This is a genomic window from Hyphomicrobium sp. 1Nfss2.1, from assembly GCF_965243865.1.
Taxonomy (GTDB): domain Bacteria; phylum Pseudomonadota; class Alphaproteobacteria; order Rhizobiales; family Hyphomicrobiaceae; genus Hyphomicrobium_A.
The window spans coordinates 668,520-685,242 of the sequence record NZ_OZ251603.1 but is presented as its reverse complement, the minus strand read 5'-3'; the positions used below and the strand labels follow the sequence as shown (position 1 = coordinate 685,242).

General features: G+C 63.8%; 19 protein-coding genes. 8 read left to right on the top strand and 11 right to left on the bottom strand.

What is annotated here, in order from left to right; all coding sequences use genetic code 11:
- The first annotated feature begins 6 nt into the window (after positions 1 to 6).
- The gene (locus ACP15D_RS03405; RefSeq protein WP_424956164.1) at positions 7 to 1,794 is read left to right on the top strand and encodes a cation:proton antiporter; all 1,788 of its coding nucleotides are present in this window, start codon (positions 7 to 9) and stop codon (positions 1,792 to 1,794) included.
- Here ACP15D_RS03405 and ACP15D_RS03400 read toward each other — a convergent pair.
- Complete coding sequence (locus tag ACP15D_RS03400) at positions 1,791 to 2,789, bottom strand: glycerophosphodiester phosphodiesterase family protein (RefSeq protein WP_424956163.1); 999 nt, start codon at positions 2,787 to 2,789, stop codon at positions 1,791 to 1,793. The two genes, ACP15D_RS03405 and ACP15D_RS03400, sit on opposite strands and share 4 nt — an antisense overlap.
- 179 nt (positions 2,790 to 2,968) lie before the next feature.
- On the opposite strand from ACP15D_RS03400, the gene ACP15D_RS03395 reads away from it, so the two are divergent.
- Both ACP15D_RS03395 and ACP15D_RS03390 read left to right on the top strand, forming a co-directional pair.
- A complete protein-coding gene (locus ACP15D_RS03395; RefSeq protein ID WP_424956162.1) occupies positions 2,969 to 3,451 on the top strand; it encodes a DUF992 domain-containing protein in 483 nt (160 codons plus the stop codon).
- A 177-nt stretch (positions 3,452 to 3,628) separates the two neighbouring features.
- Positions 3,629 to 4,078, top strand: coding sequence for a hypothetical protein (locus tag ACP15D_RS03390; RefSeq protein ID WP_424956161.1), 450 nt, complete (start codon positions 3,629 to 3,631; stop codon positions 4,076 to 4,078).
- Between the two features lie 45 nt (positions 4,079 to 4,123).
- Here the strand turns inward: ACP15D_RS03390 and ACP15D_RS03385 are convergent, their stop codons facing one another.
- Entirely contained in the window at positions 4,124 to 5,344 is a 1,221-nt protein-coding gene (locus tag ACP15D_RS03385) for an NADP-dependent isocitrate dehydrogenase (protein ID WP_424956160.1), read from the bottom strand.
- A 263-nt stretch (positions 5,345 to 5,607) separates the two neighbouring features.
- Between ACP15D_RS03385 and ACP15D_RS03380 the strand changes: the two genes are divergently transcribed.
- From ACP15D_RS03380 to rpsD, 3 genes are all read left to right on the top strand, one after another.
- Complete coding sequence (locus ACP15D_RS03380) at positions 5,608 to 6,795, top strand: RNA methyltransferase (RefSeq protein ID WP_424956159.1); 1,188 nt, start codon at positions 5,608 to 5,610, stop codon at positions 6,793 to 6,795.
- 139 nt (positions 6,796 to 6,934) lie between these two features.
- A complete protein-coding gene (locus ACP15D_RS03375) occupies positions 6,935 to 7,552 on the top strand; it encodes a hypothetical protein (RefSeq protein ID WP_424956158.1) in 618 nt (205 codons plus the stop codon).
- A 219-nt stretch (positions 7,553 to 7,771) separates the two neighbouring features.
- Entirely contained in the window at positions 7,772 to 8,389 is a 618-nt protein-coding gene (gene rpsD / locus ACP15D_RS03370; RefSeq protein ID WP_424956157.1) for a 30S ribosomal protein S4, read from the top strand.
- Positions 8,390 to 8,477: 88 nt separating this feature from the next.
- Here rpsD and ACP15D_RS03365 read toward each other — a convergent pair whose 3' ends face one another.
- From ACP15D_RS03365 to purL, 6 genes are all read right to left on the bottom strand, one after another.
- Positions 8,478 to 9,614 carry a paraquat-inducible protein A gene (locus ACP15D_RS03365; RefSeq protein WP_424956156.1) on the bottom strand — a complete coding sequence of 379 codons (1,137 nt, stop codon included), beginning with the start codon at positions 9,612 to 9,614 and terminating at the stop codon, positions 8,478 to 8,480.
- 105 nt (positions 9,615 to 9,719) lie between these two features.
- Positions 9,720 to 10,379: a glutathione S-transferase family protein gene (locus ACP15D_RS03360; protein ID WP_424956155.1), complete on the bottom strand. Its 660-nt coding sequence runs from the start codon at positions 10,377 to 10,379 to the stop codon at positions 9,720 to 9,722.
- Positions 10,380 to 10,420: 41 nt separating this feature from the next.
- Positions 10,421 to 10,774, bottom strand: a complete 354-nt coding sequence (locus tag ACP15D_RS03355) for a DUF2200 domain-containing protein (protein WP_424956154.1) — start codon at positions 10,772 to 10,774, stop codon at positions 10,421 to 10,423.
- Between the two features lie 123 nt (positions 10,775 to 10,897).
- On the bottom strand, positions 10,898 to 11,257 hold the full coding sequence (gene grxD, locus ACP15D_RS03350) for a Grx4 family monothiol glutaredoxin (RefSeq protein ID WP_424956153.1): 360 nt from the start codon (positions 11,255 to 11,257) through the stop codon (positions 10,898 to 10,900).
- Between the two features lie 189 nt (positions 11,258 to 11,446).
- Positions 11,447 to 11,677 carry a BolA family protein gene (locus ACP15D_RS03345; RefSeq protein ID WP_424956152.1) on the bottom strand — a complete coding sequence of 77 codons (231 nt, stop codon included), beginning with the start codon at positions 11,675 to 11,677 and terminating at the stop codon, positions 11,447 to 11,449.
- Between the two features lie 133 nt (positions 11,678 to 11,810).
- Positions 11,811 to 14,054: a phosphoribosylformylglycinamidine synthase subunit PurL gene (purL, locus tag ACP15D_RS03340; RefSeq protein WP_424956151.1), complete on the bottom strand. Its 2,244-nt coding sequence runs from the start codon at positions 14,052 to 14,054 to the stop codon at positions 11,811 to 11,813.
- Positions 14,055 to 14,540: 486 nt separating this feature from the next.
- Between purL and ACP15D_RS03335 the strand changes: the two genes are divergently transcribed.
- Positions 14,541 to 14,930, top strand: coding sequence for a hypothetical protein (locus ACP15D_RS03335; RefSeq protein WP_424956150.1), 390 nt, complete (start codon positions 14,541 to 14,543; stop codon positions 14,928 to 14,930).
- A gap of 125 nt (positions 14,931 to 15,055) precedes the next feature.
- Positions 15,056 to 15,202, top strand: coding sequence for a hypothetical protein (locus ACP15D_RS03330; protein WP_424956149.1), 147 nt, complete (start codon positions 15,056 to 15,058; stop codon positions 15,200 to 15,202).
- An 18-nt stretch (positions 15,203 to 15,220) separates the two neighbouring features.
- Here the strand turns inward: ACP15D_RS03330 and purQ are convergent, their stop codons facing one another.
- Genes purQ through purS form a run of 3 tightly spaced genes read right to left on the bottom strand, consistent with a single transcriptional unit; the run spans position 15,221 to position 16,669 of the window.
- Positions 15,221 to 15,925 (bottom strand): phosphoribosylformylglycinamidine synthase subunit PurQ, encoded by a 705-nt coding sequence (gene purQ, locus ACP15D_RS03325; protein WP_072373610.1) that lies wholly within the window; start codon positions 15,923 to 15,925, stop codon positions 15,221 to 15,223.
- A gap of 23 nt (positions 15,926 to 15,948) precedes the next feature.
- Complete coding sequence (locus ACP15D_RS03320; RefSeq protein WP_424956148.1) at positions 15,949 to 16,425, bottom strand: hypothetical protein; 477 nt, start codon at positions 16,423 to 16,425, stop codon at positions 15,949 to 15,951.
- 1 nt (position 16,426) lies between these two features.
- Positions 16,427 to 16,669: a phosphoribosylformylglycinamidine synthase subunit PurS gene (purS, locus tag ACP15D_RS03315; protein WP_072373604.1), complete on the bottom strand. Its 243-nt coding sequence runs from the start codon at positions 16,667 to 16,669 to the stop codon at positions 16,427 to 16,429.
- Positions 16,670 to 16,723: the final 54 nt, after the last annotated feature.

Sequence of the window (16,723 nt, the reverse complement as noted above, 5' to 3'; positions counted from 1 at the left end):
GAATAGATGACGGCGGAAGGCACAGACTTCACAGTCTACCGGGAGGCGATGATCATCCTCGCCACTGCCGCCGTGCTGGTGCCGATCGGTCAGCGTTTCAGGCTAAGCCCAATTCTAGGGTTTCTCATCGCAGGCGCGGTGCTCGGGCCGCACGGGCTCGGCGCGCTCAAATGGGTTCTGCCGCCGCTGCAATGGATCACGGTTTCCGAGGAGCGCGGGCTCGGTGCGATCGCCGAGCTTGGCGTGGTGTTCCTTCTCTTCATCATCGGGCTCGAGCTGTCGCTCAAGCGACTGATTACGATGCGCCGGCTGGTGTTCGGGCTCGGCACCGCACAGGTGGCGATATCGGCTGTCATTATCGGCGGTATTGCTGCGCTGTTCGGGGCCAAGCCGGCTGCCGCGGTTCTCGTTGGATTGTCGCTGGCGCTGTCATCCACCGCCGTGGTGATCGAAGTCCTGTCGCGGCGCGGGCGCCTCAGTACGACAACGGGCCGTACGTCCTTCGCCATCCTGCTGTTGCAGGATCTTGCTGTCGTCCCGCTGCTGTTCCTCGTTTCCATCCTCGGTCCGGACCATCAGGGGAGTTTGCTTAGCGGACTGGCGCAAGCCTTCGGACAGGCGGTGCTGGTGATCGTGGTGATCGGCGTGATCGGTACGTGGCTGCTGCGGCCGTTCTTCCGGCTCGTCGCGTCAGCGGATTCGACGGAGTTGTTCGTCGCGGCGGCACTGTTCGTCGTCGTCGGCAGTGGTCTGGTGACGGCGGCGGCGGGGTTGTCGATGGCCTTGGGCGCTTTCATGGCCGGCCTGCTGCTGTCCGAGACCGAGTATCACCGCGCCATCGAGGCGACGATCGATCCGTTCAAGGGGCTTCTGCTCGGCGTCTTCTTCTTCTCCGTCGGGATGAGCCTCAACATTCCTGCGCTGTTCGCCGATCCATTGCCAATCTTGCTCGGCATCGCGGGATTGCTGATCATCAAGGGCGGGGTGCTTGTCGGACTGTTGCGACTATTCCGTATCCCTTGGCCGTCCACCATCGAGACAGCGGTGCTGCTGGGCCCGGGGGGCGAGTTCGCCTTCATCGTGATCGGGCTAGCGATGGTCGGCCACATTATTTCAGAGGAGAACGGCGCGCTGGTGCTTGCCATCACCTCGTTCTCGATGGCGCTGGTCCCGGTGCTCGATCATTTCGCGCGGCGGCTCTCGGGAAGTCTTACTGCCAAGGATGTAAATCCCGTGGTGGCAGTGCTGCCGCCACAGGAGCGCGTCGATGCCATCATCATCGGGTCTGGGCGCGTGGGGCGTCTCGTGTCCGACATGCTCACGCGGCACAACATCAAGCACATCATCATCGAGCGCGATCCGGCCGTGGTGGCGCGCGGCCGTGCGAAGGGGCTGCCGGTATACTACGGAGATGCCAAGAATCCTTTGTTCCTGAAACGCTGCGGCCTGGACGAGGCAAAGGGCGTGGTGATTACGATCAACAAGGCCTCAGCTGTCAGCGAGATCGTCACCACGGTGCGCGAGTTGCGCGACGATATTCTCATCGTTGCCCGCGCGCGCGACGCCGAACATGCGCGGCATCTCTACAAGCAGAACGTGACCGATGCCGTTCCCGAGACGATCGAGGCGAGCTTGCAGCTTTCAGAGGCGACGCTGGTTGGTCTCGGCGTGCCGACGGGGCCGGTGATCGCATCGATCCATGAAAAGCGCGACGAGTTCCGCGAGGAGTTGCAGGGTGCCGCCGGGCGGCCGACGCGCGGATTGCGCGCCAGTCAGATCAAGAAGATGAGCTAACGGCCGTTCGCGACGGCTGCTCGCTTTGGTACGGCGGGGCCGATGCGGTCGATGCGATTGGTCCAGATGCCGCCGCTAAAGCCGCTCGGTAAGTCTTCGAGCTGTTGCAGCTCGTCGATGCCGGTAGAGAACTGCCCGCCATCGTGGGGACCGAGGATGAAGACCTCGACCCCGGCCTCGTGCATCCGCTGCAGGAAGCGATTTGGCCACCCCCACAGCCAGGGCGCGATGTTGCTCGGGACGAGCATCAACCCGGACCGGCACGCCGCGGGTACCTGTCCGAGCCAGCCGAGCTTGATGTAGTCAAACGCGCAGGCCTTGAGCGACGTCTTCGAGCCGTACCGGATATCGGGAAGCTTTGCATGCACGGCCTCGATGGGCGGCGCTGCGCCGTAGATCATGAGCCGTCCGCGTGCGTCCGAGCTGAGGTGTGAAAGGAAGGCGGCGAGCTTGTCGCCCTCGCTCGCATCGTTGCTCTTGATGTGAACGAGGAAGCGCTTATCGGGAAACGCCGCCAGCACTTCGTCGAGCGACGGCATCAATCCGATGCCCTTGCCGCGGAATGGAAAGGTCTTGCCGCCATCGGCGGTATATCCGTAGCCGATGTCCAGCGCTTTCAGTTCGGCAAGCGTGTGCTCGCGCGTCACGCCCTTGCCGTCGGTCCGGCAGTCGAGCGTCCAATCGTGAAAGACGGCGAAGTGCCCGTCGGTGGTCGGGTGGACGTCGAATTCGACGATGTTGGCGCCGGCGGCGAACGCGGCCTGCATCGATGGGAGCGTGTTCTCGATGAACTCGTGCTCGGGTGGGTAAATGCGGCTTGCCGTGCAGGTCTGCGCGTCGAGATCTTCGCGCGTGAAAGTCTGACCGAGGCCGCGGTGAGCAAGCAGGGTCGGGCCCTCGTCGAGCCGTCGCGAAAGCAGTGAGGTGTTGTTGAGCCAGATGAAGGCGGCGAGCAGCAGGAGGAACGAGAAGAAATAACGCAGCATGTTTCGCATCAGAATTTTCGCCTTCGACCCAGGGCGGGGTAGCCAACGCGGTCAAAGCGGCGCTGACATGGCGGGAGGAGGGTTTAGAATTCACCATGCCGGGGCTTTGCTGACCGCGGCGGCTGGATAAAAGGCGAGCCGTGCTAGGAAGGCGAAAAGGCATCCGTAATCAAACAGGACAAGACATCATGCGATCGGCCATCGCCAAGAAGACCACGACACGCATCGCCGCAAGCATTGCAGCCGCGTTCGCCATCGTACTGCCGTCGCAAGCGGCGCACGTCGAGATTGGCGTGCTGACGTGTCAGGTGTCAGGGGGCATCGGCTTCGTGTTCGGATCGAGCAAGGATCTCGAGTGCACGTTCAAGGGTCCGCGCAGCATCGAGCACTACTTCGGCTCGATCGACAAGTTCGGCATCGACCTCGGCTTCACCGACAGAGTCAAGATCGTCTGGACCGTGTTTGCGCCGACGCGGGATCTCGCGCCGGGGGCGCTTGCCGGGAAGTACGGCGGCGTCTCCGCCGAGGCGACCGTGGGGCTGGGCGTCGGCGCCAATGCGTTGCTGGGCGGGTCGCACAACTCGATTGCACTGCAGCCGCTGAGCGTGTCGGGGCAAGAGGGGCTCAATATCGCGGTCGGCGTTGCGGCGCTGCGCCTGCGGGCCGAGTGACGCCCAAGGCGTTGGCCGGCCTCGGGCGCGATCAATCAATCTGATCTTTCTGGCTGATCTTTCAGGCCGGCCAACAGGCGATTTTCGACCGCAGCCCCTCGCGGGGGCTGAAGGCGTCCCTATATGATCGCTAGGGGCCGAGGGACAGGTGCTGATAAACCTCATGGAGGTGGCGGCATGTCCGACAGCACGTCCGAAATCGCGCAAGCAGCTATTGCATCCGCGCCAGAAACACACCCGGCCCTGCCGCCGGGTGTCCAGCCCGGCATCGAGATACCCGGGCAGGAATTTCCGAGCGCCGTCTACCTCAGCATTTTCGGTGCGTTTGCATGGATGCTGTTCGTCGCGTGGTTCGCGTTTGCGGCGCCGGATGGGACCAATCTCGACCTGATGATGGTAACGGTCTTGGGGCTGATGTTCTTCGGCATCCCGCTTGCCATTCATCACACGACGGTGCGGCACACAGTCGAGGTGCCGCTGTCGCTGCGCCGGTTCGAGTCAGAGCCGTTTCAGACCTACACCGGGCCGATGCCGGCATGGCAAGCGTGGGCTGAGGTAGCGCTGATCCCCGTGGCGCTCGCTTTTGCTGCGACTTTGTTCGGAGCGGTCTATTGGCTGGTTGGATGACGCACGAGCAATCGGCGGAGCCATGTGCTCCGCCGGCGCTCAGTCTCAAGCGGCCTTAGCCATCTCGATTTGCAGGTTCTCGTCGATCTTGTCGAGGAAACCGTTCGTCGACAGCCACTTCTGTTTGTCGCCGACGAGAAGCGCCAGATCCTTGGTCATGCAGCCCGACTCGACGGTGCGGATGCATACGCGCTCCAGCGCGGCGGCGAAATCCGCCAGCGCTTTGTTGTCGTCGAGCTTGGCGCGGTGGGCGAGGGCGCGCGTCCAGGCGAAGATCGAGGCGATGGAGTTGGTGGACGTCTCCTTACCCTTCTGATGCTCGCGGTAGTGGCGTGTGACGGTGCCGTGGGCCGCTTCGGCCTCTACGGTCTTGCCGTCCGGTGTCATGAGCACGCTGGTCATCAGGCCGAGCGAGCCGAAGCCTTGGGCGACGATGTCGGACTGCACGTCGCCATCGTAGTTCTTGCAGGCCCAGACGTAGCCGCCCGACCACTTCAGCGCCGAAGCGACCATGTCGTCGATGAGGCGGTGCTCGTACCAGAGCTTGCGCTTGTCGAACTCCGCCTTGAATTCGGCGTCGAACACTTCCTGGAACAGATCCTTGAAGCGGCCGTCGTAGGCTTTGAGGATGGTGTTCTTGGTGGAGAGATAGGCGGGGTAGTTGCGGTTGAGCGCGTAGTTGAAGGTGGCGCGTGCGAACTCGCGGATGGAGTCATCGAGATTGTACATCGCCATGGCGACGCCCGAGCCCGGCGACTTGAACACTTCCTTCTCGATCACGGCGCCGTCCTCGCCGACGAACTTGATCGTCAGCGTGCCCTTGCCGGGGAAGCGGAAGTCGGTGGCGCGATACTGATCGCCGTAGGCGTGGCGGCCGATGACGATGGGCTGTGTCCAGCCGGGAACGAGGCGCGGCACGTTCTTGCAGATGATGGGCTCGCGGAAGATGACGCCGCCGAGGATGTTGCGGATGGTGCCGTTGGGGCTCTTCCACATTTCCTTCAGGTTGAACTCTTTGACGCGCGCCTCATCGGGCGTGATGGTCGCGCACTTGACGCCGACGCCGTGCTTCTTGATGGCGTTCGCGGCGTCGATGGTGACCTGGTCGTTGGTGGCGTCGCGGTTCTCGACCGAGAGGTCGTAGTACTCGATGGGGAGATCGATATACGGAAGGACCAGCTTGTCCTTGATGAGCTTCCAGATGATGCGAGTCATCTCGTCGCCGTCCAGTTCGACGACGGTTCCGGTTACCTTGATCTTCTGCATCGGGTTCCCTTGGCGTGGGTGGGCTATCTCGCTGAGCACATTAGCCACGATGTTGCGTCGCAACAAGTTGTGCGACAGGCGGATGGGGCGGGAGCGTCAACTAGTGGCGTCCGGCTTGTTGCTGTGCGCGGGTCTGCTATGGGGTGGGGTCATCGGCGGCAACGCATGTGAAGGCCCTGGAAGCCGTGACGGCGCAAATCGAGATCAATAGCGAATTGGTAGATGGCCTGAGGGCGCCGTGCGTCGGCGCCACCGGACGGCCTGTGGCCGAGGTGGTGCGTGCCTGTCATGAGCGGACGATCGACGTCGGGCTGGAAGAGCTCGGCATTGCCGGTTTGGACCGCGAGGCGCTGGAGCCGCTGCTGACCTACTGCGCGGAGGAGCGCTGCCGGGTCGAGGAACTCACGTGCCCTGGGTGCAAGCGCCGGACGGAAGCGCTGGGGATCACAAGCTTCGACGACTTCATCGCCCGACACGAGGAAATCGTCATCGCCGATGGTGCGGTGCGGCTTCGGGGTCAGGGTGAGGGTACGCTGGCCGCGCCGTCCATCGCGGCGCTGGAGAAGTCGTGGGCGGGCGAGGAATACTGGTTCTGGGCGCGGCGGGTGTTGCGCAAGCTGCGGCACGGGATCAGACGGGCGAACATCTCGGGAAGTGCATTCGCCGGGGCAGGCGAGACGCCGTCGATCGTGCTGATGGAGCCGCAGCTTGCCGACAACGTCGGCATGGTGGCACGCGCCATGGCGAATTTCGGCCTCGACGACCTCAGGCTGATCAATCCACGCGACGGCTGGCCGAATGAGAAGGCGCGCATCGCGGCATCGGGGGCGAACTACGTCATCGATGACGCACGGGCGTTCCCATCCCTGGAAACGGCAATTGGCGACGTGAACTGGCTGGCCGCGACCACGGCGCGGCAGCGGGATCTGCGCAAGCCGGTCATGACGCCGCTCGAAGCGGTTGCGGAGATGCGCCGGCGAATCGCCCAGGGGGAGCGGTGCGGGGTGCTGTTCGGGCGGGAGCGGTCGGGGTTGGAGACAACCGAGGTTGCCAATGCCGACGCACTCATCATGATCCCGGTAAATTCTCGTTTCGCTTCTCTCAACCTCGCCCAGGCGGTGCTGATCCTCGGCTATGAGTGGATGCGGGGGTCCGAGGGGCAGAGTCTCGGCCGGGTCACTACCTATGAGAAGCCGCTCGAATCGGGGCTGTACATGGGCGCCGACCGGCTCGCTACCAAAGAGGAGCTGATTGGATTCTTCGAGCATCTCGAAGGGGAATTGGAGCGAATGGGCTTCTTTAATCCGTCGCATAAGCGTGCAACCGTGGTGCGGAATGTGCGCACCATGTTTTCCCGAATGGGGGCTACCGAGCAGGAAGTCCGCACACTCCGTGGTATTGTTGCAACGCTCGTTAAGGGCAAGGGAAATGCCCGCAAGCCGTCATCCTAGCTGCCATGATCTGGCCAAGTTTAAAGCCGAGCGATGCCGCTCCCGATGGGCTGTTTAAAGCTCCAGCGCGCACCCGACTGACGCGGCCAGAGCCAATAGTAACAATATAACACAGGGACGGTTTCAGGAGATGTGGATCATGAAATGGGCGGGGAGCGGTTGGGCGTGCGCGGTTGTCATGGCCGTTGCCAGTTTTTCGGCGACGCCCGCCGGTGCGCAGGAGCTGAGCGAGAAGGCGACGCGTACGTTCATGGAGTACGCCTGGACGCTGACGCCCGAGCGCTTCACCAGGCCCAATGGCGAAACGATCCTGATCGACAAGACCAAGCGCGACGACGTCATGGTGCCGCTGGACGTAGCCCGTGAGGTGATCCGCGCAGGCCGCCTGTCGGCGCATGCCCAGGTGTGCGGCCTGGCCCAGGAACAGGGCGATAATCACAGCTCGCTGATGCGCCGCCAGTCGCAGTCGAAGAAGTGGTCGCCCCAGCAGATGGTTTACATCAACCAGCTGCATCTCACCGTGGTGATGCTGCTGACCGGGCGCATCAAGCTGGTCGAGAAGCCAGACGATGTGAAGGGCGACGCGAAGGAAGTCGTTGTGGCCGAGGAAGCCCAGAAGGCTGCCCAGACCTGCACGGCCGAGCAGAAGGAAAAGGTGAAGGAGCTGATCGCCGCCTACGTGAAGTCGGGCCCGGCGCTGGCCTCCAGCACTGCCCCCGCTGCGACCGGCACGACGCCTGCCGCCCAGACGAAGTAAGCCCTAAAAGCCGGAAAGCGGTGGCCTTGGTTGACGCGGCCGCTGACACCCGCTATCTAGCCATCCTCTGCGCGGGCCAAAAGTTAATGGCCCGCGTTTTAGTTGCGCACCTGTGGCGGCCCCGTGTTGAGCGGCGCGGCCTGTCGGCTTCGAGGGCTTAGGCGCTCGCTGCAGAGGAGGGGGCGCTCCGCAACAAGCAACCGCTGGAGTGCTGTTACAATGACCAAGCGCCTTCGCGCCAAGTACAAGATCGATCGTCGCCTCGGTGAAAACATCTGGGGCCGTCCGAAGAGCCCGCTCAACAAGCGCGAATCGCGCCCTGGCCAACATGGCGAGCGCCGCATGCAGAAGCTGTCCGACTACGGCCAGCAGCTGAAGGCGAAGCAGAAGCTGAAGGGCTACTACGCCAATCTCAACGAGCGCCAGTTCCATAGCATCTATGTGGAAGCCTCGCGCCTCAAGGGCTCGACCTCCGAGCACGTGATCGGCCTGCTCGAGCGCCGCCTCGACGCCGTGGTCTATCGCGCCAAGTTCGTGCCGACCGTGTTCGCCGCCCGCCAGTTCGTCAGCCATGGCCACGTGACGGTCAACGGCCGCCGCGTGACGGTTTCGAGCTATCGCTGCAAGCCGGGCGACGTGATCGAGGTACGTGAGAAGTCGCGCCAGATGCCGCTCGTCCTCGAGGCCATCAAGAGCCCCGAGCGCGACGTGCCGGATTACATCGAGGCTGATCACGGCCGCCTCAGCGCCAAGTTCGTGCGCGTGCCGACGCTGTCGGACGTGCCGTACCCGGTGCACATGGAACCGAACCTGGTGGTCGAGTTCTACTCGCGCTAATCGGGTTCAGACCGAATCGAATTTCTCAAAGGCCTCCGTTCGCGGGGGCCTTTGTTTTTTGTGCGTGCGCTTGCGCCAAGGGCGCTTGTCAGAGCGGTTCGGGGTCGGCGACCGGGGAGTGGAACGCGCCATCGCTGCCCGTTGGACGGTGACGGCGACCGGGGTTGGTTGGCATGGTCACGACCTGACCCCCGGATGAGGCATTCTCGGCGGGGCTGCCATCGGCTTTCGCAGGCGCGGGGCGTATGGGCGGCACGGTGTTGGCCCAGCCATAAGCCAGCATGGTGATGATGGCGGAGGCGGCGAAGAAGTAGACGCCGGGCATCACCACCGCCTCGGTGTAGCCGGAAGAGTTCACGTAGAAGATCATCAGCGCCAGCACCATGACGTCGGTCATCGAGTAGCGGCCAAGCCATTCCATGGTCGAAAACGAGCGGCGGCGGAACTCAGGCGAGAGGTCCGGCGAAGTCACGAGCGTCAGCAGGTAGAACAGCTTCAGGAACGGGAAGAACACCGACACGGCGAACACGACGGTGCAGAGGAAATATTCCTCGCTCTCCCACAGGGCCCAGATGATGGTCGCGATCGAATGCTCGTTGGTCCACACGTAGACGGTGGTGAAGCGGATCACCGGCAGGATGACGCCGAGGGCGAAGAACACCGTCGCCAGGATAATCAGGAAGCTCAAAAGGAAGTTGCGGACGACCGAGAGCTGGCGCGGGATGCGCGGCTCGACCGCCATGATCTCCGCCGTGGCCGCGAAGTCCGTTTTCAGCCAAGCGTAGGACAAGATCATCAGCGCAACGGCGGTGGTGAAGAAGTAGACGGCGGGGAGGCTCGCAGCGTCGTAGACGCCCTGGCTCTTGAGGAAGAAGATCGTCAACGCCAGCACCAGCACGTCGTGCATCGACCATTTGCCGATCCACTCGATGGTCTTGAGGCGCATGGCATGGCGGCGCAGCTCGGCGGCGGGAAGCGTGGAGACCAGCAGCAGGTAGAGCAGCTTCACGACCGGGAAGACGATCGAGAAAATGAGCACGACGAGGCCGAGGAACGTCTGGCCCTGGCGGAGCAGCACGCCGACGGTGGACAGCAGCGAATACTCGCTGGTCCAGAAGATGAATTTGGTGAGTTTGAGGATGGGCAGCGAGATGCCGAGCGCGAGGCACACCGCGGCGGCGATGATGGCAAAGCTCAACAGGAAGCGCCGGCCGCCGAGCCGCATGGGCGAGTGATCCTCAGGTTACGTCGCGGCGGATCATAAACGTCCGCGTGGGGACCACTCAATGCACGCGGCGCGGCAAAACTAGGGCCGAGGCGCTATTGCTGCTCAGTCCGGCGTGCCGCGATCCTTGAGCGGGAAATACTGGAGCCATGGCCCGGCCTCGTCGATGGCGCGGGCGATCGAAGGGCGGGCGAGCAACCGCGCGCGATAGCCCCGCAGCGCGGCGTGCTTCTCGGGGATCGGATAGCCCCAGTGCGCGTAATAGAGTGCCGGGCCTGCCGAGCAGTCGGCGATGCCGAATTCATCGTTGGCGGCCCATGTTCGTCCGGTCATCCAGCGGTCGAGCCAGGCGTAGCTCTTGTCGAGAAGAGCCTGCGCCTCACCGTCGGCGTGCGGATCGCGCTTGTCCGGCGGGCGGATGGCGTTGAGGACCATGCGTGTCAGCGGCGCGGACACGTAGTCATCGAAGATGCCGTCCATCTGCCGCGCCTCGATGGCGGTGTTGCGATCGGCTGGAACCATGGGCGCGGCGGTGCCGTGATTAAGATCGAGGTATTCGATGATCGCGGCGGATTCGACCACCACGCGGTCTGCCTCGACGAGCACGGGAAATTGGCCGGTGGGAGAGAGGCGGGCAATGGCTTGTGCGTTCTCGGGATGCTCGCCATCGACCATCAGGAATTCAAAGGGGACGGCGCGCTCGTAAAGGGCGATCAGCACCTTCCAATAGAACGACGCGAGCGGGTGGCCATAAACGCGTAGCATGAAGTGGTCTCCCCGCTGCTGATACGTCGTGGGCGCTTTCGTCAGTTGGTGCGCAATATCGTGTCGAGCGCCTTTCCGCGCGCAAGCTCATCGACGAGCTTATCAAGGTAGCGGATCTCGCGCATGGTGGGCTCTTCGACTTCCTCTACGCGCACGCCGCAGACGACGCCCTTGATCAATGCGCGAGCCGGATTGAGCTTGGGCGCCTTGGCAAAGAAGGTTTCGAAATCGGTCTTGTCATTCAGGATCCGCTCCAATCCTTTGTGATCGTAGCCGGTCAGCCAGGCGATGATCCGGTCGACCTCCGCCTTCGTGCGGCCTTTCCTTTCGGCCTTGGCGACGTAGTGCGGATAGATGCTTGCGAAGCTCGTTGTGTAGATCCGGTGCTTCTGCATGCGGTGTAGCTCCAGCGCTGACAGCTGATACGCGCCCGTATAAAGCAAAGGGCGCCCGGAGGCGCCCTTATATCATCTCACTCTTGCCGGACCGGCTGCCGATGTGCGGCCGCGCGTGCTGGCTCAGGCGACGGCGATCTTGCTCTTGTCGTAGGCGACGCCCTTCTCATCGAAGAGGGCGGTCAGCTCGCCAGCCTCGAGCATCTCGCGGATGATGTCGCAGCCGCCGACGAACTCACCCTTGACGTAGAGCTGCGGGATGGTCGGCCAGTTCGAGAACGACTTGATGCCCTCGCGGATCGAGAGGTCCTGCAGGACGTTGATGTCTTTGAAGTCGACGCCGAGCAGACGAAGAATATGGTCGACCTGAGCGGAAAATCCGCACTGGGGCATGTTCTTGTTACCCTTCATGAACAGGACGACGTCGTTCGTTGCGAGCGTGTTGCGGATCCAGTCCTGTACGTCCTGCTGGGGGGTGGTCATGTGGCGTCCTTCCGTGTTCGGCCTCTTGCCGGCGCGTGCCGGCATTCATGTCTGATGCGAAGTCTTCTAATGCGAAGTCTGTTGCGAAATGTGTGCCGCCGCGCGGCAAAGTCAATCGGAGCGGTGAGGCCGGGTCAACCGGCCGCTGGGGCCCCGCAGGATCGATGGGCTTTGAGATAGGGCTTTTGCTCAGGGCGCTGCGGTCGTGAGCGCGAGGGCGTGCAGGGCACCACCCATGCGGCCGCCGAGGGCTTCGTAAACCATCTGATGCTGCTGTACGCGCGTTTTACCCACGAATTCAGGGGCTACGACGTGGGCTGCATAGTGGTCGCCGTCGCCGGCAAGGTCCCGGATCTCAATCTGCGCATTGGGGAACTTGGCTTTGATCAGTCGCTCGATCTCACCGGAATCCATAGCCATGTGCGCACCTCCTAGAAAAGCTGTCTCAGCGAAAGCATAAGCTGATTTTTCGGCGAGCCCAACGAACAACTTGACTGTCGGATTTGTAGGTTTTCCGACAGCTTGAGGCCCAGAGCGCCCCTCGAAACGATGATCAGTGCGGGCCGGCCATAAAGGCGGGGAGCCAGCCTTCGTTGGCGGCGCGCAGGTCGGCCAGGGTCAGCGGTTGCTCGCCCTTGAGGGCGATGGTGTCGCCGCCGGTGCGGGCCACGATGCGGGCTGGGAGAGCGAGCAGGCGGGCGCGTTCCAGCACCTGCTCGGCCAGCATCGGGTCGACGGCCACTACGTAGCGCCCCTGATCCTCGCCGAACCAGATGGCGTGGGCCGGCAAGCGCCCTTCGTAGGCGAAGATGTCGGCGCCCATGTTACCGGCGAGGGCCATCTCGGCGATGGCGACGAGCAGGCCACCATCGGACACGTCGTGCACGGTGGAAACCTTGCCTTCGCGGATCAGAGCGCGCACGAGACGGCCGGCCTTAATCTCGTCGGCGAGGTCGACGGGGGGCGGGGCGCCCTCGAACTTGCCGGTCGCCAGCTCCTGATAGAGCGACTGGCCGAGGTGCCCGGCTTCGCGGCCAATGACAATCAGCAGATCGCTCTCGCGCTTCAGCTTGATGTCGGCCATGTGCGCGACGTCGGGGATGAGGCCGACGCCACCGATGGCGGGGGTGGGAGGAATGCCGACGCCGTTGGTCTCGTTGTAGAGCGAGACGTTGCCGGAGACGACGGGATAGTCGAGCACGCGGCAGGCTTCGGCCATGCCTTTCACCGAGCCGACGAACTGGCCCATGACTTCGGGGCGCTCGGGGTTGGCGAAGTTCATGTTGTCGGTGATGGCGAGCGGATCAGCGCCGACGGCGGTGAGGTTGCGCCAGGTTTCGACGACAGCTTGCTTGGTGCCCATGGCGGGATCGGCAGCGACGTAGCGCGGGGTGACGTCGCAAGCGAGCGCTAGACCCTTCTGCGTTCCGTGGACGCGCACGACGGCGGCATCGCCGCCGGGGCGCTGCACGGTGTCGCCCATGACCATGTGATCGTACTGCTCCCAGATCCAGCGACGCGAGGCGAGGGCGGGGCCGCCCATCAGCGTCTTCAGGGTATCGAGCATGGCGTTCGGCGCCGGGACCCACTCGGGCAGAATCATCTTGGGCGGCGTCGTCGGGTACCAGGGGCGCTCATAGACGGGCGCGGAGTTGGCAAGCGTCGTCACCGGGATGTCGGCTTCGACCTTGCCGTGGTGGGTGACGATCATGCGGCCGGTGTCGGTGGTCTCGCCGACAATGGCGAAGTCGAGCCCCCATTTGTGGAAGATAGCCTCGGCCTCGGCTTCCGAGCCGGGCTTCAGCACAATCAGCATTCGCTCCTGGCTTTCCGAGAGCATCATCTCGTAGGCGGTCATGGCCGCTTCGCGCTGGGGCACGTGGTCCAGGTTCAGCGTGATGCCGACGCCGCCCTTGTCGGCCATCTCGCACGAGGAGGACGTAAGGCCGGCGGCGCCCATGTCCTGGATGGCGATGATGACGTCCTTCTCCATCAGCTCGAGGCAGGCCTCGATGAGCAGCTTCTCGGTGAATGGATCGCCGACCTGAACGGTGGGGCGCTTCTCGTCGGATTTATCGTCGAACTCGGCGGAGGCCATGGTGGCGCCGTGGATGCCGTCGCGGCCGGTCTTGGAGCCGACGTAGACGACGGGCAGGCCGACGCCCTTGGCGGCCGAGTAGAAGATCTTGTCGGCGCGGGCGAGGCCGGCGCACATGGCGTTGACGAGGATGTTGTTGTTGTAGCCCGCGTCGAAGTTGGTCTCGCCGCCGACGGTCGGCACGCCGACGCAATTGCCATAACCGCCGATGCCGGCGACGACGCCGTCGACGAGGTGGCGCGTCTTGGGGTGGTCGGGGGCGCCGAAGCGCAGGGCGTTGAGGTTAGCGACGGGGCGCGCGCCCATGGTGAAGACGTCGCGCATGATGCCGCCCACGCCGGTGGCCGCGCCCTGATAGGGCTCGATGTAGCTCGGGTGGTTGTGGCTTTCCATTTTGAAGACGACGGCGTCGCCATCACCCAGGTCGACCACGCCGGCGTTCTCGCCGGGGCCCTGGATCACCTGCTTGCCGGTCGTGGGCAAAGTGCGCAGCCAGACACGCGATGATTTGTAAGAGCAGTGCTCGGACCACATGACCGAGAAGATGCCGAGCTCGGTGTAGCTCGGCTCGCGGCCGAGGATTTTCAGAAGGCGCTTGTATTCGTCCGGTTTGAGGCCGTGCTCAGCGACGATCTCCGGGGTGATTGTGAATTCTGTGGAGGCGGTGCTGGCGGACATGCTCTCGGTCTTTGCATCCATGCGCGGGGCTTCTGCTGGCTCGTGTGATGGCTCAGGAGCGATTCTGAGGGGGCAGATGCCAGCGCTTATAGCCGCGACGCTCGGCGTTGTCGCCCTGCAGGTGTGGCGCAGCGGGCCGAGGGGATCGAGGCAACCGCCAGCCATGCGACGGTGCAATGACATCGCTCAAGCGGGGGTGGTGCGGCGTGGGCTGCGTTGATGTGCGCACGGAGCAATCATTGACAGACTCGGCGCACGGAAAAGGCCGGAAGATGCTGCGCAATTGCTTCGTTGCACGTGGGAGGCAAACTGCGGCTGGCTACCCGGTGGGGTAGGCTCAGGCGACTACCCGCGACAGTTGCGCGCTGCGCCGGGATCATTGCTGCGATGCACCATTCTGCATTTTCGTCGCCCGCTCCGGAGCTTAACTATGTCCTTGTCGCTGACGGGGCGTTCTCCCTAGTTGCCAACCCGTCGGCCTTCTCTCGCAGCAAAAGGAGCTGGAGCATGTCCGCGATCAAGAAGGGCACTATTGTTGCCGCCATGCTTGCAGGGTTCACCGCACTCACCGTTCAGGGTGCCACCGCAAGCGAGGAGCAAAAGACATTCAAGCCGATGCACGCCGTCAGCGTCCACGTCGGAAGCAAGCACGCGATCGGCTACTTCGAACCCGTTTCGGGCATCTGCCAACTCACGCTGGTCGTCGGGGAAGAGCCGACGGGCGCGGGTGTCGTCGAAATCATGCCGACGCGCTTCCGTGCTGCAGTGAAGGCCGGACAGCGCGTGTCCTTCGACACCGGCGAAGGCAAGGAGCTGGCCTTCTACTGCGGTCCGGCTGCCACCGCGATGTCGGTCGAGACGATGCAGCAGACGGCTTACACGCCTGTCGCACGGTAAGAAGCAGCGGGTAGACGAGCCGCCTTCTAGATGAGGTGGCAAGGGCGCGTCGGGCTTCGGTTCGGCGCGTTTCTTTTTTGAGCCCGCTTTCGTGCAGGGCGGGCGATTTCAGAGACAGAAGTGCAATGTCCGCGACCAGGACGACCATGTTGCTCGCTGCCCTGCTTGCCGGCCTCTATGGCATCGGCACACGCAAGAGCGCGATCGAAGCGGCGGAAGTTGCCGCCATCCCATCGCCGGCTTCGGGTCGCGGCAAGGGTGCGGCGGGCTGAGCCCCCGGGCTTGAAGCCTTAGACCATTGGCTCGAGGGCGCTGACCAAGGCGCTTTCGAACATGCGGCGGCCGTCGGCTCCGCCCAACGGCAATTCGAACAGGCGCTCGGGATGCGGCATCAGGCCGACAACGCGGCCGTTCTCGCTGCAGATGCCGGCAATGTTGCGCTGGGCGCCGTTGGGGTTTGCCTCGGGCGTTGCTTCGCCGGCTTCATCGCAATAGCGGAACACGACGCGGCCCTCGCCCTCGAGGCGGTCGAGCGTCTCTGTGTCGGCGAAGTAGTTGCCTTCTGCGTGCGCGACCGGCAGGCGGACGATCTGGTCCTTGCGGTAGCAGTTGGTGAAGAAGGTCTTGGCGTTGTCGACACGCAGCGTGACGTCACGGCAGATGAACTTGAGCGAGGCGTTGCGCATCAGGACGCCGGGGAGGAGCCCCGACTCGCACAGGACTTGGAAGCCATTGCAGATGCCGAGCACGGGCGTGCCGGCCTTCGCCTTGGCGATGACGTCGCGCATGATGGGCGAATGGGCGGCCATGGCGCCGCAGCGCAGGTAGTCGCCGTACGAGAAGCCGCCCGGCAGTACGATCAGGTCGGAGGCCGGCACCGAGGCATCGCCGTGCCAGACCATCTTCACGGGGAAGCCGGTGATCTTCTCGATGGCCACCTGCACGTCGCGGTCGCAGTTGGAGCCGGGGAAGACGATGACGGAAGCGCGTAGCATTTGGGCTCTACCTGGTGGTCACGTCAGTTCGGGGGCGCGAGGGGTGATTTACTGGCCTTGGCGCGGTCGACGGCTGCGCGGGAAGCGTCGGTGAGCGACTTATCGCCGGCCTTCATCTGTTCGACAAGAGCGGCGAACTGGCTCTGGTCGCCGTATCCGCAAGACTTGCTCTGAGCGGTCCACACGCCGGTCACCTGTTTGCGGAAGGTTCGCATGGTGACAGCGGGGTAGGCAGGATGCCAGCTGGTCGTGATCGAGATTTCGGCACGCCACACATCGGGGCGCGAAACCATGACGACTTCAAAGCCGCTGCCTTCGCCGGTCTGGGCGCTGGGCAGCGCCTGAACGGCGGCACGCAGCGCCTCGAAGCCGAGCGAGCAGTCGATGTCGGGTGGATTGCTCGGATTGCTGGTCAGATTGCTGGTCAGATTGCTCTGGGCGATCGCAGCGGCCGGCAGGATCAGTCCGGCCAGCCATACTGCGGGGCGCCGCAAACGCATCTCAGGCGGCCAGCTCGTAGCTGTAGTTCTCGATGACGGAGTTGGCGAGCAGGTCCTTGCACATACGCTCGACCGTTTCCTTGGCGCGGGCCTCGTCGGTCTCGGAAAGCTGGACCTCGATGTACTTGCCTTGGCGGACGTCGTCGACGCCACCGATACCGAGCGCGGCGAGCGCGTTCTGGATGGCCTTCCCCTGCGGATCGAGGACGCCGTTCTTGAGCGTGATGCGGATGCGGGCTTTCATGGATCGCTTCGCGATGGCAGTGGGCAGTGAGGCAGTGGGCAGTAGAGCCAGATC